22 protein-coding genes and 1 tRNA gene are annotated in these 25,475 nt (G+C 66.4%); 17 read left to right on the forward strand and 6 right to left on the reverse strand.

All coding sequences use genetic code 11. The annotated features are described in order from the left end of the window. Positions 1 to 38: 38 nt before the first annotated feature. The 5 genes from B9Z03_RS10675 to B9Z03_RS10695 all read left to right on the forward strand — a co-directional run bounded on the left by B9Z03_RS10675 (position 39) and on the right by B9Z03_RS10695 (position 5,797). Positions 39 to 485, forward strand: coding sequence for a phasin (locus B9Z03_RS10675; protein ID WP_085464196.1), 447 nt, complete (start codon positions 39 to 41; stop codon positions 483 to 485). 228 nt (positions 486 to 713) lie between these two features. Further along, a tRNA-His gene (locus B9Z03_RS10680) sits at positions 714 to 790 on the forward strand. 303 nt (positions 791 to 1,093) lie between these two features. Next, on the forward strand, positions 1,094 to 2,362 hold the full coding sequence (locus B9Z03_RS10685; RefSeq protein WP_085467597.1) for a DUF2778 domain-containing protein: 1,269 nt from the start codon (positions 1,094 to 1,096) through the stop codon (positions 2,360 to 2,362). A gap of 144 nt (positions 2,363 to 2,506) precedes the next feature. Further along, positions 2,507 to 3,391: a formyltetrahydrofolate deformylase gene (gene purU, locus B9Z03_RS10690; RefSeq protein WP_085464197.1), complete on the forward strand. Its 885-nt coding sequence runs from the start codon at positions 2,507 to 2,509 to the stop codon at positions 3,389 to 3,391. Positions 3,392 to 3,832: 441 nt separating this feature from the next. Next, the gene (locus tag B9Z03_RS10695; protein WP_176247490.1) at positions 3,833 to 5,797 is read left to right on the forward strand and encodes a pyridoxamine 5'-phosphate oxidase family protein; all 1,965 of its coding nucleotides are present in this window, start codon (positions 3,833 to 3,835) and stop codon (positions 5,795 to 5,797) included. Here the strand turns inward: B9Z03_RS10695 and B9Z03_RS10700 are convergent. Beyond that, positions 5,763 to 6,704, reverse strand: coding sequence for an AraC family transcriptional regulator (locus B9Z03_RS10700; RefSeq protein WP_139832224.1), 942 nt, complete (start codon positions 6,702 to 6,704; stop codon positions 5,763 to 5,765). The two genes, B9Z03_RS10695 and B9Z03_RS10700, sit on opposite strands and share 35 nt — an antisense overlap. Positions 6,705 to 6,799: 95 nt before the next feature. Here B9Z03_RS10700 and B9Z03_RS10705 point away from each other — a divergent pair, with 95 nt between their 5' ends. The 3 genes from B9Z03_RS10705 to B9Z03_RS10715 all read left to right on the forward strand — a co-directional run bounded on the left by B9Z03_RS10705 (position 6,800) and on the right by B9Z03_RS10715 (position 10,432). Further along, positions 6,800 to 8,125 (forward strand): CaiB/BaiF CoA transferase family protein, encoded by a 1,326-nt coding sequence (locus tag B9Z03_RS10705; protein WP_348529007.1) that lies wholly within the window; start codon positions 6,800 to 6,802, stop codon positions 8,123 to 8,125. 74 nt (positions 8,126 to 8,199) lie between these two features. Beyond that, positions 8,200 to 9,252 (forward strand): ornithine cyclodeaminase, encoded by a 1,053-nt coding sequence (locus tag B9Z03_RS10710; protein WP_085464200.1) that lies wholly within the window; start codon positions 8,200 to 8,202, stop codon positions 9,250 to 9,252. 1 nt (position 9,253) lies between these two features. Then, on the forward strand, positions 9,254 to 10,432 hold the full coding sequence (locus tag B9Z03_RS10715) for an amidohydrolase (protein ID WP_085464201.1): 1,179 nt from the start codon (positions 9,254 to 9,256) through the stop codon (positions 10,430 to 10,432). A 68-nt stretch (positions 10,433 to 10,500) separates the two neighbouring features. Here B9Z03_RS10715 and B9Z03_RS10720 read toward each other — a convergent pair whose 3' ends face one another. From B9Z03_RS10720 to B9Z03_RS10730, 3 genes are all read right to left on the reverse strand, one after another. Next, positions 10,501 to 11,211 carry a glutamine amidotransferase gene (locus B9Z03_RS10720; RefSeq protein WP_085464202.1) on the reverse strand — a complete coding sequence of 237 codons (711 nt, stop codon included), beginning with the start codon at positions 11,209 to 11,211 and terminating at the stop codon, positions 10,501 to 10,503. Between the two features lie 27 nt (positions 11,212 to 11,238). Beyond that, a complete protein-coding gene (locus tag B9Z03_RS10725) occupies positions 11,239 to 12,441 on the reverse strand; it encodes a pyridoxal-phosphate-dependent aminotransferase family protein (protein ID WP_085464203.1) in 1,203 nt (400 codons plus the stop codon). A gap of 89 nt (positions 12,442 to 12,530) precedes the next feature. Then, positions 12,531 to 13,484: a LysR substrate-binding domain-containing protein gene (locus B9Z03_RS10730; protein WP_085467599.1), complete on the reverse strand. Its 954-nt coding sequence runs from the start codon at positions 13,482 to 13,484 to the stop codon at positions 12,531 to 12,533. Between the two features lie 272 nt (positions 13,485 to 13,756). Between B9Z03_RS10730 and B9Z03_RS10735 the strand changes: the two genes are divergently transcribed. The 7 genes from B9Z03_RS10735 (at position 13,757) to B9Z03_RS10765 (ending at position 21,758) form a co-directional block, all read left to right on the forward strand. Continuing rightward, complete coding sequence (locus B9Z03_RS10735; RefSeq protein WP_085464204.1) at positions 13,757 to 15,310, forward strand: ABC transporter substrate-binding protein; 1,554 nt, start codon at positions 13,757 to 13,759, stop codon at positions 15,308 to 15,310. Positions 15,311 to 15,465: 155 nt separating this feature from the next. Beyond that, a complete protein-coding gene (locus B9Z03_RS10740; RefSeq protein ID WP_085464205.1) occupies positions 15,466 to 16,488 on the forward strand; it encodes an ABC transporter permease in 1,023 nt (340 codons plus the stop codon). Then, on the forward strand, positions 16,488 to 17,375 hold the full coding sequence (locus B9Z03_RS10745) for an ABC transporter permease (RefSeq protein WP_085464206.1): 888 nt from the start codon (positions 16,488 to 16,490) through the stop codon (positions 17,373 to 17,375). The genes B9Z03_RS10740 and B9Z03_RS10745 overlap by 1 nt, the downstream gene beginning before the upstream one ends. Further along, positions 17,372 to 18,217, forward strand: coding sequence for an ABC transporter ATP-binding protein (locus tag B9Z03_RS10750; protein ID WP_085464207.1), 846 nt, complete (start codon positions 17,372 to 17,374; stop codon positions 18,215 to 18,217). The genes B9Z03_RS10745 and B9Z03_RS10750 overlap by 4 nt, the downstream gene beginning before the upstream one ends. Continuing rightward, complete coding sequence (locus B9Z03_RS10755; RefSeq protein ID WP_085464208.1) at positions 18,214 to 19,095, forward strand: ATP-binding cassette domain-containing protein; 882 nt, start codon at positions 18,214 to 18,216, stop codon at positions 19,093 to 19,095. Before B9Z03_RS10750 ends, B9Z03_RS10755 begins: the two co-directional genes overlap by 4 nt. Before the next feature lie 13 nt (positions 19,096 to 19,108). Further along, positions 19,109 to 20,656, forward strand: coding sequence for a hydantoinase/oxoprolinase N-terminal domain-containing protein (locus tag B9Z03_RS10760; protein ID WP_085464209.1), 1,548 nt, complete (start codon positions 19,109 to 19,111; stop codon positions 20,654 to 20,656). Beyond that, positions 20,646 to 21,758, forward strand: coding sequence for a DUF917 domain-containing protein (locus B9Z03_RS10765; protein WP_085464210.1), 1,113 nt, complete (start codon positions 20,646 to 20,648; stop codon positions 21,756 to 21,758). Before B9Z03_RS10760 ends, B9Z03_RS10765 begins: the two co-directional genes overlap by 11 nt. A gap of 60 nt (positions 21,759 to 21,818) precedes the next feature. Here the strand turns inward: B9Z03_RS10765 and xseA are convergent, their stop codons facing one another. Next, positions 21,819 to 23,387, reverse strand: coding sequence for an exodeoxyribonuclease VII large subunit (gene xseA, locus B9Z03_RS10770; RefSeq protein ID WP_085464211.1), 1,569 nt, complete (start codon positions 23,385 to 23,387; stop codon positions 21,819 to 21,821). A 125-nt stretch (positions 23,388 to 23,512) separates the two neighbouring features. Between xseA and B9Z03_RS10775 the strand changes: the two genes are divergently transcribed. After that, positions 23,513 to 23,971 (forward strand): SRPBCC family protein, encoded by a 459-nt coding sequence (locus B9Z03_RS10775; RefSeq protein ID WP_085464212.1) that lies wholly within the window; start codon positions 23,513 to 23,515, stop codon positions 23,969 to 23,971. Here B9Z03_RS10775 and B9Z03_RS10780 read toward each other — a convergent pair. Further along, positions 23,955 to 24,908 carry a LysR substrate-binding domain-containing protein gene (locus B9Z03_RS10780; protein WP_085464213.1) on the reverse strand — a complete coding sequence of 318 codons (954 nt, stop codon included), beginning with the start codon at positions 24,906 to 24,908 and terminating at the stop codon, positions 23,955 to 23,957. The two genes, B9Z03_RS10775 and B9Z03_RS10780, sit on opposite strands and share 17 nt — an antisense overlap. Positions 24,909 to 25,085: 177 nt before the next feature. Here B9Z03_RS10780 and B9Z03_RS10785 point away from each other — a divergent pair, with 177 nt between their 5' ends. Continuing rightward, complete coding sequence (locus tag B9Z03_RS10785) at positions 25,086 to 25,391, forward strand: DUF1127 domain-containing protein (RefSeq protein WP_085464214.1); 306 nt, start codon at positions 25,086 to 25,088, stop codon at positions 25,389 to 25,391. The last annotated feature ends 84 nt before the right edge of the window (positions 25,392 to 25,475 follow it).

Here is a 25,475-nt window from a genome sequence, read left to right on the forward strand (position 1 = left end):
GTCCCAGCCATTAAGGAAACGCTAGGAAGGAAGATAAAATGAGCAAGACCGCCAAGGACACCATTGAATTCCCCACCTTCGACGCTTCGAAAGCCACCGAGCAGCTGCGTGATTTCACGGAGAAGGGCATGGAGCAGACGAAGGAAGTCTACGCGAAGCTGAAGTCCGGCGCCGAAGAGGCCCAGAAGACGTTCGAATCCACCTATGAAACCGCCAAGACCTCGAGCGCCGACCTGTCGCTGAAGACGATCGGTGCGATGCGCGCCAATGCCGAGTCGGCCTTCGCGCATCTCGAAGCGCTCGTCGGCGTGAAGTCGGTCTCCGAGTTCATCGAGCTGCAGACCGCCTGGCTGCGCAAGAGCGTCGAGATGGGCGTCGAGCAGGCCAAGGACATCCAGGCCGCCTCCACGAAGGCCGCCGAGGACGTCGCCAAGCCGTTCAAGACCGCCTTCGAGAAGTCGCTGAAGGACCTCAAGGTCGCCTGACGATCTCAGGCGCAAGCAATCCCGCGAGCGGTTCTCCTCCTCCCAACCGCTCCGGGTCGGTGGCCGGCTTCTCCTCCCGCCGGCGATCATGGAAAGGACCGGGTCCTCCCCCCGGTCTTTTTCTTTTTGGCTTCCCCGCAGCCGCATCTCGTGGATTCGGCCGGGCTGAAAAGCCTTGAAATGTGCCGCGGCACGACGTATGAGCCCTGCGTCGCCGACAGGCCCAGTGCCGTTGTAGCTCAGATGGTTAGAGCGCCGGATTGTGGATCCGGAGGTCCTCGGTTCGATCCCGAGCAACGGTACCATTTTTTCCAGCCGCCCAGACAGAACGATGCCAGGCCTTGTCGCGGGTGCGACATGTTTGCGGCAAGCTCAGGCGAGAACCGGTTCTTCCGGCCTGGGACCAGTCGGCTTCCCGGGTTTCTCCGCAATCCGCCGCGTTCGCAAGTGCTACGGCCCCGCTCGACAGGACGGGTAAGCAGAGCTGTCCTTGTTTGGTCACAGTGCCGCTCTACTGCACACAATGTTAACTCTATCAATTCACCATATGTCGTGCGCCAAGGATCAAGCCGGCGTTGTCTTTTGCGAGTGTCGCGGTGCGCGTGAATATGTCGAGATTTGTCCTGCACGGGTCCCGCCGGTCTGACAGGTTTGCTTCGAGGGTCTTCGACATCGCGTTGAACGCGGCGGCGATGCTCCTGGTCGGCACCGCGCTGGCCGAGGCCGCCGATGGCGGCCGTCTCAGCGACGGCGGTCGGCACCGTCCGATCGTGGCGTCGATCGAGCCTTCGCTGATAGCCAAGGTCTCGCCTTCCCGTTTCATGCGCATGTCGGCGCTTGCCGTCGCGCCCGTTCCGGCGACGGCGGCGCCCGAGCGGTATGCCCGCTTCGACCATCTGGACATGCGCACGCAGCAGGTTGCGTCGTTTGTCAGCTCGCACCGAACGGAGGCGACGGCGGACGCCGGTGGCGACCGGTTCATCTCCGACCAGGCGAAGCCCATGGTCGCCTCTCTGGGCTTCCCCGCAAAGGAGCCTGCTTCGGCGGACGCGCTCGCTTATGCCAGCGCGTCTCCTCGCGCCGAAGGCGGCGCGCTTGCTGCGATCAATTCCGCCGCTGGCATCGGGGCCGACATCTACGACGAAGAGGACGAAGACGCCGAGGCTCTGCTGCTGCCGCAGGTCGTCCCCCTCCCGCAGGCACGGCCGCTTGCCCCTGCGGCGAACACCTCGGATGCAGACGCCGAGGCGACGCGTCGGACCGAAAAGCCGAATTCGGACGGTCGGTCTCCTGTCGGGAAGGCCGATGCGGAGCAAGAGGTCAAGACACCGGATTCCTCGCGCCCGGCACCGAAGGCCGTCGCCATGGTGCGCCCGAACCTCAAGGGCGGACAGGACGAAGAGTCGTCGCCCGGCCTGTTCAAGAAGCTGTTCTCCGGACGGCCTCGCGCCGGCAACGGCGTTGCCGTCTACGATATCAGCGCCGGCAAGGTCTACATGCCCGACGGCAGCGTGCTGGCGGCGGCCTCCGGCATCGGCAAGATGGCCAACAACCCCAAATACGCTCACGTGAAGATGAACGGCCCGACGCCGCCGCACACCTACAATCTCAGAATGCGCGAGACGCGGTTCCACGGGGTGGAAGCGATCCGCATGTTGCCGGTCGACGGCAAGAACAAGTACGGCCGCGACGGCTTCCTCGCGCACACGCAGCTCCTGCGCGGCCGGCCGGGCCAATCGCATGGCTGCGTCGCCTTTGAGGATTACGAGAAGTTCCTTCGGGCGTTCAAGCAGGGCAAGGTCAAGCAGATGGTCGTCGTCCCCGGAGGAGGGGCAGGCGTGTTCGCCCGGAAGGCGGGGAAGGATAACGACGTCTAAACGTCGGCCGCTACCCGCGACCTTCCCTGACCACCTGAGCCCTGACCGCCTGCGATTGCCAATTGCGATCGATCCACCGATTTGAGACACGGCGTGTCGCGTCCGAGGTGGTCGGGCGTTCGCATTTTTGACAAAAAGACCGCCATGAAGACCTACACGCTCACCGTCACCTGCCAGTCCCGTCGCGGCATCGTCGCCGCCATCGCGAGCTTTCTCGCCGAGAACGGTTGCAACATCACCGACAGCTCGCAGTTCGACGATCGGGAGACCGGCCGCTTCTTCATGCGCGTCAGCTTCGTCAGCGAGGAAGGCTGCGACATCGATACGCTGCGCACTGGCTTCGCGTCCGCCGCGGCTGCCTTCGACATGGTTCACGCCTTCCACGACGAAGGCGAGAAGACGAAGGTCGTCATCATGGTCTCGCGCTTCGGCCACTGCCTGAACGACCTTTTGTATCGCTGGCGGATCGGTGCGCTGCCGATCGACATCGTCGCCGTGATCTCGAACCATATGGACTACCAGAAGGTGGTGGTGAACCACGACATTCCGTTCCACTGCATCAAGGTCACCAAGGAGAACAAGGCCCGCGCCGAGGCCGACCAGATGCGCATCGTCGAGGAGAGCGGCGCCGAGCTGATCGTGCTGGCGCGCTATATGCAGGTGCTCTCGGACGAGATGTGCCGGAAGATGTCGGGGCGGATCATCAATATCCACCACTCCTTCCTGCCGTCGTTCAAGGGCGCGAACCCCTACAAGCAGGCCTTCGCGCGCGGCGTGAAGCTGATCGGGGCGACATCGCACTACGTCACCGCCGATCTCGACGAGGGCCCGATCATCGACCAGGACATCATCCGCGTCACGCACGCGCAGAGCGTCGAGGACTATGTCAGCCTGGGGCGCGACGTGGAAAGCCAGGTGCTCGCACGGGCGATCCATGCGCACATCCATCGCCGGGTGTTCCTGAACGGCGACAAGACCGTGGTCTTCCCCGCCTCGCCGGGCTCCTACGCCTCGGAACGCATGGGCTGAGCGGCCGGGCAGGAGCGCCGTCCGTCAGAGGCGGCTGAGCCTGCCATGGCGGCGATCGCCGCCGCCCTTTGCAGCTTGGGTACGTATTGCCGCTCGATCTGTTAGAGCGGCGGCGTTGCGTGCGGCGACGATGTTGAAGCAGCACCGCAGTGCGCCATCCGTCCTTTTTCGTCGGTCGTGTCCTCGCCCTCGACGGCGCCTGCGGCTTCGCGGACATCTCGATCTTCCGGCTGGCGCGCTTGGCGGGATTGGAGCCCGACTTTCGCGAACTCCAGGGCTGGTAGGCGCTGCACGCGGACGCCGCCCGGGCGCATTAGGGATGGGAGGCCGGGAGGGCGCGCCGCATTCGCGACGATCTCTGCCGCATCCGCGCGCATCTTTGCGCCCCGGTCGGAATTGCCTGGATCTAAAATCGGCGACCGGTCCCCAAGGATGTCCCGAATGGATGCAGACGCCCGACTGTTCATCGAGAATTCGACGCTTCTCTTCATCGCCTCCCGCAATGCAGAAGGCGCGATGGATGTCTCGCCCCGGGGCGGGCAGCCTTGCGTCATGCGCGTGGGCGACGACGGGAAGCTGCGGTTGCCCGACTACAACGGCAACCGCCGGCTGGACACGATCGGCAATCTTCTGAACGATCCGCATGTCGCGCTGATCGTGCTCAACCGCGGCAGCGACCGGTATCTGCGCATCGTCGCCACTGCCGAAGTGTCGTTTCGGGCCGAGGATCTGGCGTGTTTTCCCGCCGACGAAAACCCGCCGATCAGCGTGCTGGTCCTGACGCCGGCCTCGGTCGAGTTCGTCGACACCGCGGCCTTCGCGCGCGTCGATTTCTGGCTCGATCCGGAGCTGCGCAAGAAGCCTGCGCTCGATCTCGCCTCCGTCGTCGGCGGCGACAAGGTGGCCCAGGCCACCGCCGGCTTCGCGCCGGTCCTCAAGAACGAGGCGGAAGAACGCCTGCTGGCGCAGTCGGGCGTGCGCAACGTGTACGGCACGCCAAGCGACGGCGTGCAGAAGAAGGTCTGCGACGTCGCAGGTCCCGGCGGGCTCGATTTCATCGGCGAGGCGAGCTTCGTCGTCATGGCGCATCAGGACGAGAATGGCGGGATCACCATCGACCTGACGGCAGAGGCGCCGCTGTCGGTCATTCCTTTCGACAACCGCCATGCCTACCGGCTGAGGCTGTCTCCCGACATCAGCACGGGCGAGGAAGGCGAGTGCGCGCTCCTGACCGTGACGCCGGGCCGCAATGAACTGCTTCGCGTCAACGGACGGTTCGAGGGAGAGACGCGCGCGGTGAAGATCGTGCCGCGCGAGGTGTTCTTCCACTGCTCCTCCGCCTTCTCCCGCTCGCGGGTCTGGCAGCGCGACAAGCGCACCTACTGGTCCGGCAAACGCCGCTTCGTCTGCGTCGAGCGGATCTGCGAAAGCCCGGATGTCTCTTCCTTCATCCTGACGCCTGTGGACAATGCGCCGATCGGCCCGGTCGAGCCGGGGCAGTATGTTCCCGTCTCTCTCCCCGGCGAGACGGGTGCAGCGCGGCAGAGAAGCTATTCCGTCTCCCGCCGGCCGGACGGGCGGAGCCTGCGCATCTCGGTGCGACGCATCGGCGCCGGAGGCATGTCGGACCTGTTGCACGAGAAGGTCGGGCCGGGCTCCGAACTGCTCGTCGGCGTGCCGGTCGGCCGGTTCGTGCTGTCGAGCCCGCCCGGCCGCCCTGTCGTTCTCCTCAGCGCCGGCGTCGGGATCACGCCGCTTCTTCCCATGCTGGATCAGCTGGCGCGAGAGGACAGCGGTCGCGAGGTGTGGTTCATCCAAGCCGCCCGCGACGGCGCGCATCATCTGTTCGAAGGCGAGGCGCGCAGCATCGCCGAGAACGCGAAGAATGGCGGCATCCGCCTCCTGTCGTGCTACTCCCGTCCACGGGAGCAGGATCGATCCGACCTCGTCGGCCGCATCGATGCCGCGGCCATCGCAAACCTTCTGCCGGTCGACGCCGCCGATTTCTACATCTGCGGCCCGGAAGCCTTCATGACGTCGCTTCGCGACGGGCTCGTCGCCCGCGGCGCTGCGCCGGAGAACATCCGGTTCGAGGCGTTCGCGGCTGCGGAAGGCGGCCTGCTCGACCTTTCGGGCACGCAGATAGTCCCTGAAAGCAAGGTCACGTTCGCGAAATCGGGCAGGACTGCGACCTGGACGCCGGGCGAAGGCTCACTGCTCGATCTCGCACTGCGCAACAGAATCGAGGTCGATTATTCATGCCGGATGGGCGACTGCCAGTCCTGCGTCAAGCGCGTCGCCAGCGGGGTTGTCGACTATCCCGTAGGCGAACTGCCGCTGCTGCCGTACAATCACATCCTGCTCTGCCAGGCTATTCCGCGTGGCGATCTGGTGCTCGACTGCTGATCCGCTCGCCGCGATACGAGGTCGGCGCGACACCGGCGACCCGCCGGAACATGGCCGCGAATGCGCTCGGGCTGTCGTAGCCGGACCGCCACGCGACTTCCTGGACCGAGTGGCGCGCCTCGAGCAGCGGAATGGCGGCGCGCACCCGGCAGCTCTCCCGCCATTCGGAAAAGCTCATTCCGGTCTCGTCCTGGAAGCCGCGCTCCAGCACGCGCCGGCTCGCCCCCGCCACTCTCGCCCATTCGGCCAGCGTCCGCCGGTCGCCCGGGTTCTCCTCGAGCGCATGGCAGATGCGAAGCAGCCGGCGGTCGGCGGGCATTGGCAATTGATGTCGCTCGTCGCGTCCATGCTTCAGCTCGCTCAGGATCAGCGACGCCAGATGCGGATAGGTCGCGGGGTCTCCTTCGCCGGCATAAAGATCAACCACCCGCTGCATCAGCTCGCCGAGGAACGGCGAGACACGCATAACGCTGATGTCGCGCGGCAGGTCCGAGGCGAGGTCGGGTCGGACATAGATCGAGTGATAAAGCGGCGCCTGGGTGGACGACACGCCATGCTCGACCCAGCCCGGCAGCCACGCCGCATCGCCCGGCCGGAGCAGGATCTGGCCCGAACGGATGCGAATGGCTGTCGGCGACGTCACGGATCGGATCAGCTGCGCCCGCGGATGGCTGTGCATCTCTCCGTGGAGGGCGCCCTCGTACCGCATCTTCTGTCCGAAGACGGGCTCGGAACAGACCTGCAGCGCGTCGAAGCTGCGGTTGGGAGGAAATGACATGCTCGGCGATGACATGGGTCCTCGGCGTTCACACCTGGCTATGCTGTCGGCGTTCGGGACGATCCGGCAGGACAGGCGGGACGGCTCGAACGCACCCGGAAGATAGGCGACGCCGTCCCGCGGCGCCACCCCGCCATTCCATAAGTCCTGCCTATCAATCTAGCTGGAAACCGCGAATTGAAGCAATGCGTTGGCGTGACATAATGGCCGCGAAGGACTTGGTGATGGCGGCAGGACAGGTCCTTTTCATGGAGGAGGCCGCTTTCCCCGACGCCTTCTTGCGGCGGGAAGAAGCTGCTCAATCCCGCAGCATGACGTCGATACAGGGGGGCGAGATAGGACCGCTTTCAGGCATAAAGGTCATCGACCTGACCTCGGTTCTGATGGGACCGTACGCGACCCAGTATATGGGTGATTTCGGCGCGGACGTCATCAAGATCGAGCCTCCGGCCGGCGACCTGATCCGCAATGTCGGGCCGTCGCGTTCCGCGTCGATGGGGCCGCTGTTTCTCAACGCGAACCGCTCAAAGCGCTCGGTCGTGCTCAACCTCAAGACCCCGGAGGGACGCGAACTGCTGCTGGACCTGTGCCGCGACGCGGACGTCATGGTCTACAATGTGCGGCCCGCCGCGATGAAGCGCCTCGGCCTGTCGTGGGAAGAGGTCCGGGCCGTCAATCCGCGGCTGATCTATGCCGGGCTCTGTGGCTACGGGCAGCAGGGCCGTTATGCGGCGCGCCCGGCCTATGACGACCTGATCCAGGGCGGCGCGACGCTGTCGCATCTGTTCATGCTCTCTGGCTCGGAGGAGCCGCGCTACGTTCCGACCGCCATCGCCGACCGCGTCGTCGGGCTCACGGCGCTGGGCGGCATCCTCGCCGCGATCATCGAGCGCAACCGGTCCGGCGTGGGTCAGCGTGTCGACGTGCCGATGTTCGAGACCATGGTCTCCTTCGTCCTGAGCGACCATCTCGGCGGGCTGACCTTTGACCCGCCACTGGATCGCGGCGGCTATGCCCGCCAGCTCGCTCGCGACCGCCGCCCGCTGCCGACGGCAGACGGCCATGTCTGCGCTCTGGTCTACACCGACGAGCATTGGCGGCGCTTCCTCAAGGCGGTAGGCCAGGACGAGCTGATGGAGATCGATTCCCGTTTCGCCAGCTTCGGCGCCCGCATGCAGAACCTCACCTTCGTCTATGGCTGGCTGGCGGAGATCTTCCGCACGCGTACCTCCGGCGAATGGATCGATCTCCTCGACGAGGCCGACGTCCCGGTGATGGCGATGCACACTTTCGAGACCATCCTGCGCGATCCGCATCTGGCGGATGTCGGTTTCTTCGCCGCGGTGGAACATCCGAGCGAGGGCGGAACCATCGCGATGGCCAATCCGGTGCAGATGTCGGCCACTCCGGTCGAGATCGCCCGCTTCGCGCCGAGGCTGGGCGAGCATACGGTCGAGGTGCTGCGGGAGCTCGGCCTGCCGCCGGACCGGATCGCGAATCTGCTCGACCGCGGTATCGTCGCCGAGTCGGCCGCCGCGACCGTCGATTGACTGGACGGGCCGATCAGGGACCATACGAGACCAACCGCTCGGGCTTGCCCCGACCTAGAAACGGGAGAACGAAGATGCCTCTCAATCCGCCAGGCCCGCTCAGCCTCGTTCCGTTCGTCAGCGTCCAGCACATGATGCAGCTGGTCGTCGAGTCCGGCGTCGAGCGGATGCTCGCCGATCTCGCCGCCTATATCGAGCAGGACTTCCGCCGCTGGGAGCAGTTCGACAAGACGCCGCGCATCGCCTCGCATTCCAGCGCCGGCGTGATCGAGCTGATGCCGACCAGCGACGGCGTCACCTATGCCTTCAAATACGTCAACGGCCACCCGAAGAACATGCGCAGCGGGCGGCAGACCGTCACCGCCTTCGGCGTCCTGGCCGATGTCGACACCGGCTATCCGCTGCTCCTGACGGAGATGACGCTGCTGACGGCGCTGCGCACCGCCGCGACCTCGGCCGTCGCGGCGAAATACCTTGCGCCCGCGAACAGCCGCGTCATGGCGGTCATCGGCAATGGCGCGCAATGCGAGTTCCAGGCGCTGGCCTTCAAGGCGATCTGCGGCATCGACACCGTGCGCCTCTACGACATCGACAGCCGGGCGACGGCGAAGGCGGTTCAGAACCTGATCGGGAGCGGGCTGACGGTCGTTCCCTGCACGAGCGCCGAGCAGGCGGTCGAGGGCGCGCAGGTCATCACCACCTGCACCGCCGACAAGCAATATGCGACGATCCTGTCCGACAACATGGTGGGCACAGGCGTCCACCTGAACGCCATCGGCGGCGACTGTCCGGGCAAGACGGAGCTGCATCGCGACATCCTGCTGCGGTCGGAGATCTTCGTCGAATATCCTCCCCAGACCCGCATCGAGGGCGAGATCCAGCAGCTGGCGCCCGAGCATCCGGTGACCGAGCTTTGGCAGGTCATCACCGGTGCTGCGACCGGCCGCGCCGACCCGCGCCAGGTGACGCTGTTCGACAGCGTCGGCTTCGCGATCGAGGATTTCTCCGCCCTGCGCTACGTCCACGACCGGATCAAGGGGACCGCGCTCTACACGCCCCTGGACCTGCTCGCGGACCCGGACGAACCCCGCGATCTCTATGGAATGCTTCTGAGAGCCGCCGCCTGACATGACCAACAGACTGTCCTTTCCCCAGCCAACCGAAAACGACATTCGCGAGCTGACTGCCTTCCGCCATGAGCTTCACCGCGCGCCAGAGCTGTCCGGCGAGGAGAGGGAGACCGCGCGTCGCGTCTGCGAGATGCTGGCACCGACGAAGCCGGACAAGATCCTGACGGGACTGGGCGGCCATGGCGTCGCGGCGATCTACGACAGCGGCAAGCCGGGGCCGACCATCCTCTTCCGATCGGAGCTGGATGCCCTGCCGATCCAGGAACTCGGCAAGGTCGAATACCGGTCGCAGGTACCCGGCAAGGCGCATCTGTGCGGGCATGACGGCCATTCGACCATCCTGCTCGGCTTCGGCCGCATCCTGTCGCGAGCGCGTCCGACCAGCGGCCGGGTGGTGCTGATGTTCCAGCCGGCCGAGGAGAACGGCGCGGGCGCCGTCGCGGTGGTCAGGGACCCGCGCTATGCCGAGATCAAGCCGGACTGGGCGTTCTCGCTGCACAACGCGCCGGACGTGGAGTTCGGCTTCGCCAAGCTGGGCGTCGGCCCGGCGAACTGTGCCTCGCGCGGCATCCGCATCCGGCTCACCGGCAGTACCGCGCATGCTTCGCGGCCCGCCGACGGCCGCTCGCCGATGCTGGCGATCTCCGAACTGATGCCGGCATTGCAGGCCTGCGGCAGCGGCAAGCCGCTGGGGCCTGGCTTCTCGATGGTCACGGTCACGCATGCCTCGATGGGCGCGGAATCCTTCGGCGTCGCACCGGGCGAGGCGAAGATCATGGCAACGCTGCGCACCGTCTACGACGACGATATGGAAAACCTCGTCGCGCGGGTGGAGGAATTGGTCCGCGACGCCGCGCGGCGCCACGGCCTGTCCTGCGCATGGGAATATGACGACGTCTTCGCCGCGTCGGTCAACGATGCGGAAGCGACGGCCATCCTCTCCGACGGCATGGAGCGGGCGGGCATCGGCCGGCACGACCAGACCGTGCCGTCGGTCGGCTCGGAGGATTTCGGCCAGTTCGGGCTCAGCGGCGCCAAGGCCGCGATGCTCTTCCTCGGCTCCGGTCCGGGCTGGCCGCGCGTCCATACACCCGAATACGACTTTCGCGACGAATTGATCCCGGTCGGCATCCGCATCTTCTCGGAGACGCTGGCGACGTGCCTGGAAAACAGCTGAGCGGCTCATTCCGACACAGCGGGCCGGTATGAGCGGCGACCGCGCCGGTCTCCTGCGCGGCCTGCAATTCAATTCAGTCCTTCGAGCCATTCCTCAAGGAGCGCGGATGCCGCCGCGGCCAGCGCGCGGCCATGTTGCGCGGCGTCGTCCCGCAGCCGGTTGATGTCGATCCTCGCCCCTGCGAGTTCGGCCGCGTGCCCGACCAGCCATTGCTCGATACGCGAGGCGTCGGCCTCGGGATGGAACTGGACCGCCAGCAGGCTCTTACCGCGCGAAAAGGCCTGGTTCGGGCAGAGCGGCGTCGAGGCGAGGTGCGTGCAGCCGTCCGGGATCTCGAACGCGTCACCGTGCCAGTGCAGTACCTGCACGCCGTCGAGATGGCGCAGCGGACTTTTCAAGCCGTCTGCCGACAGGGTGAGGGGCGAGAAGCCGATTTCCTTGACCCCGGTCGGCGCCACTCGCGCGCCCATCGTGGCCGCGATCTGCTGCCCGCCGAGGCAGACGCCGAGCAGCGGCCGGCCCGAAGCCAGGCGGCGGGCGATCAGGTCGCGTTCCACGGCGAGGAAGGGATAGATGTCCGTCTCGTAGACGCCGACAGGCGCGCCAAGCACGATCAGCAGGTCCGGCGTGAGCGGGTCGAGCGCGGCAAGGTCGTCGACGCCCACGTCGCAATAGCGGATGTCGTAGCCCGCTTCGGCAAGTACCGGCCCGAACGTGCCGAGATCCTCGAATTGGACGTGCCGTATCGCGACGGCCGTCTTGCGCGCGGGATCTGTCATTGTCCATGTCCTGTGATCGAGTTGCTCTCAGGCAAGTGCTGCGGCCGCGCGCTCCAGCGCGCCGGAGCCGTGCGGAATGCCAAGCGCCGCCATGCCGGCCTCGATCGCGCCGAGCATGCCAAGCGTCATATGGGTGTTCACATGCCCCATATGGGCGACGCGCATGAAGCCGTCGCCGGCGGGGTCGCCGTCCGGGGCCATGCCCAGCCCGATGCCCAGCGTCACGCCGGCATTGGCCTTCACCCATGTCCTCAGGTCGGTGGCGAGAGGGGCAGAAAACTTTACGGTGGTGACCGCATGGGAGCGGTTCGAGGGATCGGCTATGTTCAACCCTATGCTCGATCTCTTCCCGTCTCCCTCGCCCCAGGCGTCGAAGGCGGCCCACACTGCCCCCGCCAACCGCTGGTGGCGCCGCCACGCGGCCTCCACCCCTTCCTCGCGTACCAGCATGTCCAGCGATGCGCGCAAGCCGAACAGGTGGTGCGTCGGCGCGGTGCCGCCGAAGAGGTGGTAGAATTGGCTCGGGTCGGTCCGCAGCGTCCAGTCCCAATAGGGCGTGCGCCAGCGCGACCTGGCCCCGGCCTTTTTCGCCTTGTCGGTCATCCAGACAAAGCCGAGGCCGGGCGGCGTCATCATGCCCTTCTGGCTGGCGCAGACCATCACGTCGACGCCCCACAGGTCCATCTCGAACACGTCGCAGCCGAGCGAGGCGATGCAGTCGACCGCGAGCAGGGCAGGGTGGCCGGCCCGGTCGATCGCCGCGCGCACCGCTGCCACGTCGTTGCGCACCGATGTGGTCGTGTCGACATGCGACATGAGCACGACCTTGATCTTCCCTTCTGTATCGGACTGGAGGGCGGCGGCCACCTGATCGGCGTCGACCGGCGCCTGCTTGCCGAAGTTCAGCCGCTGCACGCTGACGCCGAGCGCCTCCACCGACAGCGCCCAGCCTTCGCCGAACCGTCCGGTCACCAGCGCGAGCGCCTGGTCACCGGGGCTGAACATGTTGGTATTCGCGGCTTCCCAGGCGCCATGCCCGTTGGCGATATAGATCGCGACGTGATGTCTGGTGCGCGCAAGCCGCTTCAGGTCCTCGTAGATGCCCGGGACGATCTCGTGCAGCTCGCCCGAATAGATGTCCGGCGAGGCGCGATGCATCGCGTTGAGCACGCGGTCGGGCACGACGGAAGGTCCGGGGATGGCGAGGTAGTGGCGTCCGGTCACGGTCATTCAAGGGATCCGAATTGCATCCGCTGCCGGTATCGCGGGGGTCTCGGCGAGGTCAAGCGTGCAGATCGACGCTTGGTCGACTATGGCCGTCATTCGACCGAGGGTCCGCTCGCATGGGCGTTGCGGTAGGTGGTGCAGTAGCGCAGGAAGCTCTTGGCCGGCTGGGACGGCTCCGACCTCCGGAACGCCACCGACAGGTCGGCATAGACGGGCCTGTCGGCAAGCGGCCGGTAGCAGACGCCGGGGATGTCGAGGCAGCCGCACGAGCGCGGCACGAGCGCGACGCCGAGGCCGATCGCCACCATCGAGACGATGGTGACGAAATGCGCCGCCTGCGGCCCCATGCGCGGCACGAAGCCGGCGGCCAGGCAGGCGTCGGTCGTGTGCTTGTGGAAGCTGACGTTCGGCGCGTGCTTCGGCGTGATGAACACCTCGTCGCGCAGCCTGGCGAGCGGAACGGCGTCAAGGCTCGCCAGAGGATGGCGGCTTGGCAGCGCAAGCGACAGTTCTTCGCGAACCAGCAGCGAGCTGCCGATCCCGAGCGGCAGCTCGATCGGCGGGCGGATGAAGCCGATGTCGAGCTTGCCGGCCGCGATTTCGTGGACCTGGTGCTCCATCTCCTGTTCCGAGAGCTCGATCTCCACATCGGGGAAATCGTCGCGGAACGCGCCGAGGATCGAGACCAGCACGCCCGTGTAGGTCGCAGAGCCGACATAGCCGATCGCCAGGCGGCCGATCTCGCCGCGGCCGGCGCGCCGGGCCGCGACGAGCGCGGTGTCGGCATGCGCGAGCGTCTGGCGCGCCTCTTCAAGAAAATGCTCTCCCGCGCTGGTGAGCCGGACCGACCGTTGCGTCCGGTTGAACAGGCGCGCGCCGACGATCTCTTCGAGCGACTTGATCTGCTGGCTGAGATTCGGCTGCGCGATGCCCAGCCGCTCCGCCGCCCGGCCGAAGTTCAATTCTTCCGCGACGGCGAGAAAATAGCGCATGTGCCGCAGTTCGATGAGATGCCGCGACGCCTGTCGTCCGGCTCTGGATGGCATGGGGGCTGCCGACATTCGAGGCTTCCACGATAAGCTGGGAGTATAAAAACCGACGTTATCTCATATTGGACCTATCCTTCGATAGCTTCCAGTATCGGCGCCTGGGAAAACCGCGAAGAGAGAGGGATTTCAGGCCCCGAACACGGTCCATGTCGGCTGTGCGGGCGCATCCGTGAACGAGATCGAACTTTCGGGTCGTCAGCTTGAGGGCGCGCGACCAGTCGTGAGCCAAAATGCGGCAAGAAATGCCGGACAAAAAAGGGGACACTGCAATGAGAACACGCAAATTTCTGGCGTCCGCCGCGATGGCAGCGCTCATGTTCGGCGCCTCTTCCGCATGGGCGGAGAACGTCGTGACGATGGCCACCGGCCAGATCTTCCGCAGCATCGACCCGGCCAAGGTCACCGACTACACCGACTATATGGGCGTCGTGAACCTCTATGACGGCCTCACCAGCGTGGAGCCGGACGGCTCCATCGTCCCCGAACTGGCTGAAAGCTGGGAAGTCTCGCCCGACGCGAAGGAAGTGACCTACAAGCTTCGGGCCGACGCCAAGTTCTCCGACGGCTCTCCGGTCGAGGCGAGCGACGTCGTCTACTCGGTCGAGCGGTTGCTGAAGATCAACCAGGGTCCCGCCACGATGCTGGCCGGCGTGCTCACGCCCGGTTCCGTGACGGCGGTCGACGCCAAGACGGTAAAGTTCACCCTGGCCAAGAACTTCGCCCCTTTCCTCGCCGTGGTGCCTGCGATCTTCATCCTCAACGAGGAGGCGGTGAAGCCGCATCTCGGTGATGACGACGGCCAGGCGTGGCTCGCAACCAATGCCGCCGGCGCCGGACCATTCACGCTGAAGCTCTTCGACCGCGGCGCGGCGATGACGGTGGTGCGCAACAAGGACTACTACAAGGGCTTTCCCGAGAACCCGATCGACGAGGTTCGTTGGGTCGTGCAGGCCGACGAATCGAGCGTGCGCTCGATGGCGGCATCGGGCGAACTGACCATGACCGGCCCATTCCAGTCGCCGGATACCTACCAGGCGCTCGAAGGCATGGGCTACAAGGTCGAGAGCCACCAGACGACCTCGACGCTCTACCTCAAGCTGAACAGCAAGATCGCGCCGACCGACGACGTGCACATCCGCAAGGCGATCGCGCTCGCGACCGACTATGCGACGATCCGCGAGGTCATCTTCCCCGGCAACAAGCTGACGACACCGCTGCCCGACACGTTCAAGCAGTTCCATGCCGACGACATTCCGGAGCCGAAGTTCGACCTCGAGGCGGCCAAGGCGGAAGTCGCCAAGTCGAAATATGCCGGCCAGCCGATCCCGATCACGCTCGGCTATCTCACCGGCATCAAATACCAGGAGGAGATCAGCCTTCTGATGCAGTCCAACCTCGAGCAGATCGGCTTCACCGTGAAGCAGGAGGCCAATCCGTGGAACCGGGTCACTGAACTCGCGACCAAGGTCGAGACGACGCCCGCGGCGAGCCAGATCTTCTTCAGCGCCACCTATCCGTCGCCGGATTCGATGTTCTACTCGCAGTACCACTCCAAGGCGAACGGCACCTGGGCGTCGATGGAATGGATCGCCGATCCCGAGGTCGACCGCCTGATCGACGAAGCTCGCGGCGCCGGCGACACGACCAGGCAGATCGAACTCTACAAGGAATTGCAGCACAAGCTGGTCGACATGCAGTCGGATGTGTTCCTGCTGACGCAGGTTTCCAAGCATGCGCTGAACAAGTGCCTGCAGGGACTGTCCATCATCCCGATGCGCTCGTTCGGCTACGACTTCAGCCGCTACAGCTGGAAATGTGACTGACCGCTCTCGCCGATCTCAGTCTCCTCCTCGCACAGGCGCGGAGGAGACCCGCTGTGGTATCGTCCCGGCTGGAATTGAGGTCTGATCTTTGTCGGGCGGACGCGGCCTCGGCCGCGATCGCCGACGGGTCTGTCAGATAGGCTGGTACGCCACGGATGGAATTCCTCAGCTTTCTCGTGCGACGCATTCTCTGGTCGCTCCTTGTCCTTCTCGGACTGTCGATCGTCATCTTCGCGATCGCGCGGGGCATTCCCGGCGATCCGGCCCGCATCTCGCTCGGACCGTCGGCGACGGCGGAACAGGTGGCGGACCTGCGCGGCCGGCTCGGCCTCGACCGCCCGTTGATCGAGCAGTACGGCCTCTTTGTCGGAGGCCTGGTGCAGGGCGATCTCGGTCGTTCGCTGCTGACCGAGCGCCCCGTCGGCTCCGACATACGCGATACGTTCGCGGCGACGTTTGAACTGGTCCTCGTCACGATCACCGTAGCACTTCTCGGCGGCGTGCCGATGGGCGTGGCGGCCGCGACGTGGCGAAACCGCTGGCCGGATCATGTCGTTCAGTTCGTCTCGATCTTTTCGGCGGTCACGCCCACTTTTCTCAAGGCGCTGCTGCTGCAGATCCTGGCCGGCTATGTGCTGCATGTCCTGCCAACGACCGGGCGCCTGTCGCCGGGCATCGACTTCTCGGCCGACCTGACGGGGATGATGCTGATCGATTCCATTCTGCGCGGCCGGGCGGACGTGTTCCTCGACGCCGTGCGCCATCTGCTGCTGCCGGTCATCGCGCTGTCGCTCGCCTCGATGGGGCAGATCGCGCGTATCACGCGGGCGTCGATGATCGACGTCTCGGGCCAGGACTACATCGAGGCGAACCGCGCCTTTGGCGTGCCCGAACATGTGCGGATATTCAAATACACGCTGCGGCCGAGCTTCGTGCCGCCGCTGACTATCCTCGGCCTGCAATTCTCGGCGCTGATCGGCAACGCGTTCGTCGTCGAGCTGATCTTCGCCTGGCCGGGCATGGCCGCCTACGGCATCCGCGCGATCCTGCAGAAGGACCTGAACGCGGTGATGGGCGTCGTCATGGTCTCCGGCGTGTTCTTCGTCATCGTCAACCTCGTCATCGACATATTGGTCGGGTTCGTCGATCCGAGGGTGCGCATCAGGGGGCGGCGCTGATGTCGGATCTGACCCAGACCATGGACGAGCCGCAGCGCCTCTCCAACGCCTACCAGAACTGGTATCGCTTCTCGCGCAACCCGAGCGCCGTCATCGGCGCGGCGATCGTCATCATCTGCATCCTGGCGGCGATCTTCGCGCCGCTGATCACGCCCTATCCGGAGCATGTCGGCGCGGTGGTCAATTTCCGCGCCCGGCATCTGCCGCCGTCGGCGGAATACTGGTTCGGCACCGACAATGTCGGCCGCGACATCTTCACCCGCGTCGTCTTTGGCATGCGCATCTCGCTGCTACTTGCGCTTGTGGTGCTCGGCACGGCGGTGCCGGTCGGCACCGTGCTCGGCCTGCTCGCCGGCTATTACGGCGGCTGGGTCGAGATCGTCATCATGCGCTTCACCGACATCGCGCTGGCGATCCCGGGCCTCGTCATGGTGATGGCCGTCGCGGCAGTGCTGTCGCCGGACCTGCTCACGTCCATGATCGCGATCGCCGCGCTGTGGTGGACCTGGCACACACGGCTGATCTATTCGATCACGCGGCAGATCCGCATCCAGGACTATATCGAGGCAGCCGAGACGCTGGGCGCGGGCAAGTTCCACATCCTCTTCCGCGAAATCCTGCCGAACTGCGTCTCCGCACTCGCGGTCAAGACCTCGCTCGACTGCGGCTTCGTCATCCTCATCGGCGCGTCGCTGTCCTTCCTCGGCCTCGGCATCCAGCCGCCGACGCCCGACCTCGGCACGATGGTCGCTTCGGGCGCTGCGTTCCTGCCCAGCTACTGGTGGGAATCGATCCTGCCCGGCTGCGCGATCCTGTTCGTCTCATTGGGCTTCAACCTGCTCGGCGACGGCCTGCGCGACATGTTCGACGTGGAGGACGTGCGATGAGCGAGGCTCTCCTCAGCGTCCGCGACCTCTGCGTCGAGTTCACCACCTACAACCAGACCACCAAGGTGCTGAAGGGCGTCAACCTCGACATCCCGGCGCACTCGCAGATCGCGCTGGTCGGCGAGAGTGGTTCGGGCAAGTCGGTCACGATGAAGGCGATCATGGGCCTGCTGCGCCAGCCGCCGGCCAGGATCACCAGCGGCCAGATTTTCTACGACGGGCGCGACCTGCTGACGATGCCGGACCGCGACCGCGTCGCGCTGCGCGGCACAGCGATGTCGATGATCTTCCAGGACCCGATGACGTCGCTCAATCCCGTCTTCACCATCGGCGACCAGATGGGCACGATCCTCAAATATGCCGACCGCCGGCTCGGACGCGCCCGCAACGGGCGCGAGCGCAAGGCGAGGGTGCTCGAAGTCCTGGGCCAGGTTCGGATGCGCGATCCCGAGCGCGTCTTCCAGTCCTATCCGATCATGCTGTCGGGCGGTATGCGCCAGCGCGTGCTGATCGCGATGGCGCTGCTGAGCGAGCCGAAGCTCTTGATCGCCGACGAGCCGGGCACGGCGCTCGACGTCACAACCCAGGCGCAGATCCTTAAGCTCCTGAAGGACCTCGTGGTCGAGCGCGGCCTCGCCCTTCTGATGATCACCCACAATCTCGGTGTCGTGCGCGAGACGTGCAGCTATGTCTACGTCATGAACAAGGGCGTCGTGGTCGAGCACAGCTCGACGGCCGACCTCTTCGCCGCTCCGAAAGAGGACTACACAAAGGCCTTGATTGGCGCCGTGCCGCGCCTTACCGGCGGCACTCGCTTCGGCAGCGCGGAGGCCGCGACATGAACCGGCCGATGCTGGAAGTGGTCGACCTGTGCAAGACCTTCCCTGTCCGCTCCGCGCTCGGCCGGGTGACGGGGGAGGTCAAGGCGGTCAGCCATGTCTCGTTCTCGATCGGACGCGGCAAGGTGTACGGTCTCGCCGGCGAAAGCGGCTCCGGCAAGTCGACCATCGCGCGGATGATCATGGGCCTGACGCCTCCGACCAGCGGTGACATCCTGCTCGACGGCGAGAACATCGGCACCACCGGCGGCACGGCGGCGCACAAGCGCAAGGTGCAGATGGTGTTCCAGAACCCCGGCTCCTCGCTCAACCCGCGCCGCAGCGTGGCGCAGTCGATTACGGTGCCGCTCCACGCTAATGGTTTTCCCCGTGCCGATCGGGCGCGTCGGATCACCGAACTGCTCGACATGGTGCAACTGCCGGCCAACTATGCCGAGCGCTATCCGCACGAACTGTCCGGCGGACAGAAGCAGCGCGTGGCGATTGCGCGCGCCCTCGCGGTCGCGCCGAAGCTGCTCGTCCTTGACGAGCCGACATCCGCGCTCGACGTGTCGGTGCAAGCGAAGGTGATCGACCTGCTGGTGGACCTGGGGCGCCAGCTCGACCTGACCTTCCTGTTCATCTCGCACGATCTCAGCCTGATGCGGAATTTTGCCGAGGAAGTGGGCGTGCTCTATCTCGGCGGCCTGGTGGAGACCGGTACGACCTCCGCCGTGTTCGAGAACCCGCAGCACGACTATACGCGGCTGCTCCTGGCTTCAGTCCCGGTCGTCTCGACCGAGGAGGAGGCCATGCGGCCCAAGATCCCGCTGATCGACGGCGAGATCCCCACCGCCGAACAGCTGCTTGCGCTCAGGCAGGCGGGGCGAATTCAAGAGTGACAAGGGAAATGACATGATCAGGATCGGTATCGATGTCGGCGGTACCAATACGGACGCCGTCGCGATGGATTCGTCCGGCGTGATCGCGGGCATCAAGGCCTCCACCACGGCGGACGTGATGACGGGCGTCGTCAATGCGCTGCGTGCGATCCTGGACGCCTCGAAGCTCGAGGCAGATGCGATCGATGCGGTGATGATCGGCACCACGCATTTCACCAACGCCGTCGTGCAGCGCCGCGACCTGGCGCAGACGGCGGCCGTGCGGCTCGGCCTGCCGGCGACGGCGTCGCTGCCGCCGATGGTCGACTGGCCGGACGATCTGAAGGCTGCCATCGGCAACAATGCCTGGCTGGCGCATGGCGGTAACGAGTTCGACGGCCGCCCTATCTCCGAGCTGGATGAGGCGGAATTGCTCGGCATCGCGGCCGAGATCGCCCGACGCGGCATCCGCTCGATCGCGATCACCTCCGTCTTCTCGCCAGTGAGCGCGGAGATGGAGAGGCGGGCTGCCGAGATCTTCGAGAGAGCAATTCCCGGCGTCTACGTCACGCTGTCGAGCGAGATCGGGCGCATTGGCCTCCTGGAGCGCGAGAATGCGGCGATCATGAACGCCTGCCTGCGCGAGCTGTCCACGCATGTCATCGATGCGTTCCGGGCCGCCATTGCGCAGACGGGCATCAAGGGCCGCTTCTATCTCACGCAGAACGACGGCACCTTGATGGACGCCGCCTTCGCGGAGAAGTTCCCCGTGCTCACCTTCGCATCGGGCCCGACCAACTCGATGCGCGGCGCGGCTTTCCTCTCCGGCGTCAAGGAGGCGATCGTGGTCGACATCGGCGGCACGACCTCGGATGTTGGCGCCCTGCACAAGGGTTTCCCGCGACAGGCCACGACGGCCGTCGAAGTCGGCGGCGTGCGCACGAACTTCCGCATGCCGGATGTCTTCTCGATTGGCCTCGGCGGCGGCTCGCGCGTCGTCGAGACCGGCAACGGCATCGAGGTTGGCCCGACGTCGGTCGGCTACAGGCTGCTCCAGGAGGCGCTGATCTTCGGCGGCTCGACGCTCACCACATCGGACATTGCCGTCGCCTCGGGCAGTGCAGAGCTCGGCGACCCGGCGAAGGTCGCCCATCTCAAGCAGGAGTTCATCGGCAAGGTGCGCGAGAAGATGCGCGACATGCTGGAGGGCTGCGTCGAGCGTTCGCGGCTGTCCGACACGCCGCTGCCGGTGATCGTGGTCGGTGGCGGCTCGATCCTGGTCGACGGACCGATCGGCGACCTCGAAGTGATCAAGCCGAACCACTACGCGGTCGCCAACGCGGTTGGAGCCGCGATCGCTCAGGTCTCGGGCGAGGTCGACCGCGTCTACGTCCTGTCGCAAACCACGCGCGACCAGGCGCTGGATGACGCCAAGGCGCAGGCCGTCGACGCGGCCGTGGCCGCGGGCGCGAGCCGCGAGACCATCGAAATCGTGGATGTCGAGGACGTGCCGCTGGCTTACCTGCCGGGCAACGCCACCCGCATCCGTATCAAGGCAGTAGGTGAACTCCATGTCGACTAAGGGCTACACTCTCACCGAGCGCGACCTCGTGCCGCTTTCGATCGGCGCGGCCTTCCTCGGCACAGGCGGCGGCGGCAACCCCTATCTCGGCATGCTGCGCACCCGCGAGGTGATCCGCAACGGCGGTGTCGCGCGCATCGTACCGCTCGATGCGTTACCCGACGATGCGTGGGTCGGCGCCGTCGGCGGCATCGGCGCGCCGGTGATCGGCTTCGAGAAACTCGCGGAGGGCGGCGAGTGCTATCGCGCCATGCGCGCCGTCGAGAGCGCCACGGGTAAAACGATGTCCGCGCTGATTCCGGTCGAGATCGGCGGGGCCAATGCGATGGCGCCGATCATCGCGGCGATGATGGCCGGCCTGCCGGTGGTCGACGGCGACGGCATGGGCCGGGCATTCCCCGAGGGACAGATGACGACGTTCTCGATCTATTCGGACGGCCGCCGCGACGGGCCGTCGGCGCTGGCCGACGACAAGGGCAACGTCGTCGTCCTCCAGCACGCGATCAACGCCGTGTGGAGCGAGCGCATCATGCGCACCGTCACCGTCGCCATGGGCGCGGGCGCTGGTGCAGCCGGCGCGCCGATGTCGATGGAGCTCGTGCGCCGCGCCGCGATCCCGAACACCATCACCCAGGCGATCGAGATCGGCCAGACCGTGGTCGATGCGCGTACGAAGCGCCAGAACGTGGTCGAGCGGGTGGTGGAGGCGACGGGCGGCACGCTGTTCTTCGCTGGCAAGGTCACCGACATCCGCCGCGAGCTCACCGGCGGCTTCTCGCGCGGCGAGGCGGTCATTGCCGGCATCGACCAGTGGGCCGGGGCGGAGGGTCGGATCGCGATCCAGAACGAGAACCTCGTGCTGTGGATCGATGGGAAGCCGGTGATCACCGTGCCCGACCTGATCATCAACGTCGAGCTGGACACCGGCGAGCCGCTGACCACCGAAGTGCTGCGCTACGGCCAGCGCATCGCCGTCATCGGGCTTCCCGCCCACGATCTGTTGAAGACGCCGGAGGCGCTGAAGGTGGTCGGCCCGAAGGCGTTCGGCTATCCGGAGCTCACCTTCAGCCCGCTGGCGTTCAAACGGGCCGCGGCGGCCTGAACGATCAGCAAGCCCGGGTTCCGAGGACGTGCCCGGGGAGGCTTTCCTTATGCGGATTGGTCAGAACAGGTCGCCCTGTCCGCTCGGCGGCTTTGCGGTGCCCGACTTCGTACGTTGGCGTGGCGCCTCGCCACCGGCTGAGCTATCGCCAGCCACCGCGCTCCTCGTCCCGTCGGCGAACCGCAGCGCCAGCCGCATGCCGTCCGAAATCTCCGCCGCCCGCTTGGCAAGCGTGCCGTCCTCATGTTCCACCAGCGCAAAGCCGCGGTCGAGGACCGATTTCACCGACAGCGAATCCACCAGCCGTGTCGCCTGCGCCAGACGCTTGCGGCGCTCGGCGAGGAGGGTGTCGACCACCCGCGGCAGGCGAAGCGCCGTGCGCTCCAGCCCGCGGCGGGCCTCGGCGTTGCGGCGCGCGAAAGGTTCGATGGTCAGCCGCGCCGCCGCCGTTTGCAGCCGCAGCCTGCGCCGCTCGAAATAGGCGTCGGCGCATTTCGGCAGTTGTGCTGCGCTGCGCGCGAGATGCCGGCGCGCTTCGGCGATGCCGCGCTCCAGCGTGGCGGGCGAGAGCCGGATCGCGGAAAGCCGCGCCCGCCGCCGCTCGGCCGCTGCAACGGCCGCGCGGTCGAGCCGTCCGGCGGTCTCGTCGAAGCGGCGGCGCGGCAGAGCGAAGAGCTGGTCGGGCGAGGGCAGGGCGCGCGCCGCGCTCCGCACCGCCTGCCGCTGCCTGTCGAGATGCCGCGAGGTGCAGGTTCTGAGCCGCGCGCCGAGCGAGGCGAGCGTTGCCTCCAGCTCGGCCTTGACCGGCACCGCCATTTCGGCCGCACCCGTCGGTGTCGGCGCGCGCATGTCCGCCGCGAGGTCGATCAGCGTCCAGTCGGTTTCGTGGCCCACCGCCGAAATCACCGGGATGTCGGACGCCGCCACTGCGCGCACCACCGCCTCGTCGTTGAAGCCCCAAAGGTCCTCCAGGCTGCCGCCGCCGCGCGCGACGATGATCACGTCCGGCCGGGCGATGCCGCCATCCTCGGGCAGGGCGTTGAAGCCAGCGACGGCATTCGCCACCTCCGCGCCCGTCGTCTCGCCTTGCACACGCACGGGCCAGACCACGACATGCAGCGGGAAACGGTCCGAGATGCGGTGGATGATGTCGCGGATCACCGCCCCCGTCGGCGACGTCACCACGCCGATGACGCGCGGCAGATAGGGCAGCAGCTGTTTGCGGCCGGCATCGAACAGGCCCTCGGCCTGCAGCCGGCGCTTGCGCTCCTCCAGAAGCGCCATCAACGCGCCGGCGCCCGCCGGCTCCAGGTTGTCGATGACGATCTGGTATTTCGACGATCCGGGATAGGTGGTGAGCTTGCCGGTGGCGATCACCTCCATGCCCTCTTCGGGCCGGAATTTCAGCTTGCCGAACGTGCCCTTCCAGATCACCGCCTCTATGCGCGACCGGTCGTCCTTGAGCGAGAAATAGGCGTGGCCGGAAGAATGCGGGCCGCGATAGCCAGAAATCTCGCCGCGCACCCGCACATTGCCGAACGCGTCCTCGACTGTCCGCTTGAGCGCGATCGAGATCTCGCTGACGGAATATTCGTGCGCGTTGGTCGGGGAATCGATAGTTTCGTCCATGGTCGCATGGATCGTCCCTCGGCTCGACGCAGTCAAGCTTGCGGCCGGTCGCCTCCTTCCCCTCTTGTCGGAAGGGGGAGGGGTCGGGGTATTGTCGCGCCCGATCGCATTCGCCGGAGACCGACATGGAAGACAGACCGAGCCTTACGCTGCGCCGCCGCTTCGCCGCCGTGCCGCGACTCGTCTACAAGGCCTGGACCGATCCCGCAATGATCGTCATGTGGTGGGGGCCGACGGGCGCGAAGACGCTTTCCGCCGAGACCGACCCGCGCCCCGGCGGCCGCTATCACATCGTCTTCACCACGCCCGACGGCGAGACTCACGATGTCAGCGGCGAATACCAGGAGGCCGAGGAGTTCTCGATACTGTCCTTCGGCTGGATGTGGCGAACGCTTCCCGATCGCGCCTCCTTCGTGCGGCTGACCTTCGTCGACGACGGCAAGGGCGGTACGGAGTTCACGATGCATCACAGCCAATTCTACGACGAGCCCGCGCGTGACCGTCACATCGAAGGCTGGACTGGCGCGCTGGACAAGCTGGAGGCACTGATGGCGGGAATGGGACGCTCTACCACCCCGGCATGACCTGCCCCGGCCGTAGCCGCTTGCTGCGCGCGCCGTTGAGCGCGGCGAAGTCGAAGGCGTGCTCGTCGGCGGCGGGCGCAGTGATGTTGTCCAGGCTTTCGGTGATGTGGCGCGCCACCGCGTCGATCAGTTCCCGCTGGCCGGTGTGGCCGCGCAGGATGCCGATCTGGCAGTCGGGCAGGGGGGCGAAGCCGTCCGCCTCGCCGAGCACGCGCATGCCGGGCCTGAGCGCGCATTCGGGCAGGACCGATACGGCGAGCCCCGACAGCACGCTGGCGATCACGACGGTCGCCGACCACGACGTGAAGAGCACGCGGTATTCGCGGCCGGAGCGCTGCAGCGTCTCGGTCGCCGAACGCCGCCACTGACAGGTCGGCCGCCCGACCGCCAGCGGCACCACCGGCTCCTCATGCACGGCATGGCTGGCCGACGTCACCCACAGCAACGGCTCCCGTCGCACGATCTCGGTCACGTTGACGTCGTCACACTGCGTCACCAGCGCAAGGTCGAGCTGGCCCCGGCGCACGAGTTCGGCGAGATTGAGCGTGGGTTCGCAGATGACCGACATCTCGATCCGCGGGTTCGACCGTGCGAAGCGGCCCATGATCTCCGGCAGGAAGCGGTCGGCGTAGTCGTCCGGCGTGCCGATGCGCACCTGGCCTTCGAGCTGGGATTCGTCGAAGGCGGCCAGCGTCTCGCGGCTCAGCCGCAAGAGCCGCCTCGCATAGCTCAACAGCCGCTCGCCCTCCTCGGTCAGCTTGTTGGTGCGCCCGTCCTTCTCGAACAGCGGCTTGCCGATCCGCTCCTCGAGCCGTCGCATCTGCATGGAGACGGCCGACTGCGTGCGGAACACCGTATCGGCCGCCTTGGTGAAGCTGCCGGTGTCTGAAATGGCGATGAAGGTCTGGAGCTGGTCGAGATCGAGTGGCGCGTTCATGGCATATCTCATCAATCATTATGATGATTAGGATCAGAAACATTCGTTAGACTAATCGATCTCTGCCTGTCAAATACGGCACGTCCACCAAGAGGGCGCGATTGATCGCCGCCGGAACGCTGCACGCTGTGTGCCGGCGCGGCGGCCTGCGCCCGGACGCCACGAAGGAGAGATACGATGACGACGCTTGACCGCACCACGTTCCCGCTGACCGGCACGACGCGCCCGGCCGTGGCCGTGCGGGTGATCAACGCCATCGCCAACCTCCTGCGCGCCTGGAAAAACCGCCGCGCGGTCTACCGCCTCGGCGCGATGACCGATTGGGAGTTGGCCGACATCGGCCTGACCCGCGGTGACCTGCATGTCGCCTGGCGCGAGCCGTTCGGCGTCGATCCGACCACCACGCTCGGAACCCTGGCCGAAGCGCGTGCCGTTCAGGCGATGCGCGACGCCACGGAGCGTGCCGCACGCCAGGTCTGCTGATTTTCGCTTACGCAGGCGCTCCCGTTCACACCCGGCTCCCCGCCGGTCGCCTGCCACTGCCCGGTCCCCTCCCAAGGGACCGGG

The organism is Mesorhizobium australicum, assembly GCF_900177325.1.
Taxonomy (GTDB): domain Bacteria; phylum Pseudomonadota; class Alphaproteobacteria; order Rhizobiales; family Rhizobiaceae; genus Mesorhizobium_A; species Mesorhizobium_A australicum_A.

Excerpts from the sequence above, each read along its gene's own strand:
- B9Z03_RS10720 (WP_085464202.1), bottom strand. The coding sequence starts at position 11,211 with ATGACAGATCCCGCGCGCAAGACGGCCGTCGCGATACGGCACGTCCAA.
- B9Z03_RS10705 (WP_348529007.1), top strand. The coding sequence starts at position 6,800 with ATGGCGGCAGGACAGGTCCTTTTCATGGAGGAGGCCGCTTTCCCCGAC.
- B9Z03_RS10760 (WP_085464209.1), top strand. The coding sequence starts at position 19,109 with ATGATCAGGATCGGTATCGATGTCGGCGGTACCAATACGGACGCCGTC.
- xseA (WP_085464211.1), bottom strand. The coding sequence starts at position 23,387 with ATGGACGAAACTATCGATTCCCCGACCAACGCGCACGAATATTCCGTC.
- B9Z03_RS10755 (WP_085464208.1), top strand. The coding sequence starts at position 18,214 with ATGAACCGGCCGATGCTGGAAGTGGTCGACCTGTGCAAGACCTTCCCT.
- B9Z03_RS10780 (WP_085464213.1), bottom strand. The coding sequence starts at position 24,908 with ATGAACGCGCCACTCGATCTCGACCAGCTCCAGACCTTCATCGCCATT.
- B9Z03_RS10710 (WP_085464200.1), top strand. The coding sequence starts at position 8,200 with ATGCCTCTCAATCCGCCAGGCCCGCTCAGCCTCGTTCCGTTCGTCAGC.
- B9Z03_RS10735 (WP_085464204.1), top strand. The coding sequence starts at position 13,757 with ATGAGAACACGCAAATTTCTGGCGTCCGCCGCGATGGCAGCGCTCATG.
- B9Z03_RS10695 (WP_176247490.1), top strand. The coding sequence starts at position 3,833 with ATGGATGCAGACGCCCGACTGTTCATCGAGAATTCGACGCTTCTCTTC.
- B9Z03_RS10745 (WP_085464206.1), top strand. The coding sequence starts at position 16,488 with ATGTCGGATCTGACCCAGACCATGGACGAGCCGCAGCGCCTCTCCAAC.
- B9Z03_RS10675 (WP_085464196.1), top strand. The coding sequence starts at position 39 with ATGAGCAAGACCGCCAAGGACACCATTGAATTCCCCACCTTCGACGCT.
- B9Z03_RS10715 (WP_085464201.1), top strand. The coding sequence starts at position 9,254 with ATGACCAACAGACTGTCCTTTCCCCAGCCAACCGAAAACGACATTCGC.
- B9Z03_RS10730 (WP_085467599.1), bottom strand. The coding sequence starts at position 13,484 with ATGCCATCCAGAGCCGGACGACAGGCGTCGCGGCATCTCATCGAACTG.
- B9Z03_RS10765 (WP_085464210.1), top strand. The coding sequence starts at position 20,646 with ATGTCGACTAAGGGCTACACTCTCACCGAGCGCGACCTCGTGCCGCTT.
- B9Z03_RS10725 (WP_085464203.1), bottom strand. The coding sequence starts at position 12,441 with ATGACCGTGACCGGACGCCACTACCTCGCCATCCCCGGACCTTCCGTC.
- B9Z03_RS10785 (WP_085464214.1), top strand. The coding sequence starts at position 25,086 with ATGACGACGCTTGACCGCACCACGTTCCCGCTGACCGGCACGACGCGC.
- B9Z03_RS10775 (WP_085464212.1), top strand. The coding sequence starts at position 23,513 with ATGGAAGACAGACCGAGCCTTACGCTGCGCCGCCGCTTCGCCGCCGTG.
- B9Z03_RS10685 (WP_085467597.1), top strand. The coding sequence starts at position 1,094 with ATGTCGAGATTTGTCCTGCACGGGTCCCGCCGGTCTGACAGGTTTGCT.
- purU (WP_085464197.1), top strand. The coding sequence starts at position 2,507 with ATGAAGACCTACACGCTCACCGTCACCTGCCAGTCCCGTCGCGGCATC.
- B9Z03_RS10750 (WP_085464207.1), top strand. The coding sequence starts at position 17,372 with ATGAGCGAGGCTCTCCTCAGCGTCCGCGACCTCTGCGTCGAGTTCACC.
- B9Z03_RS10740 (WP_085464205.1), top strand. The coding sequence starts at position 15,466 with ATGGAATTCCTCAGCTTTCTCGTGCGACGCATTCTCTGGTCGCTCCTT.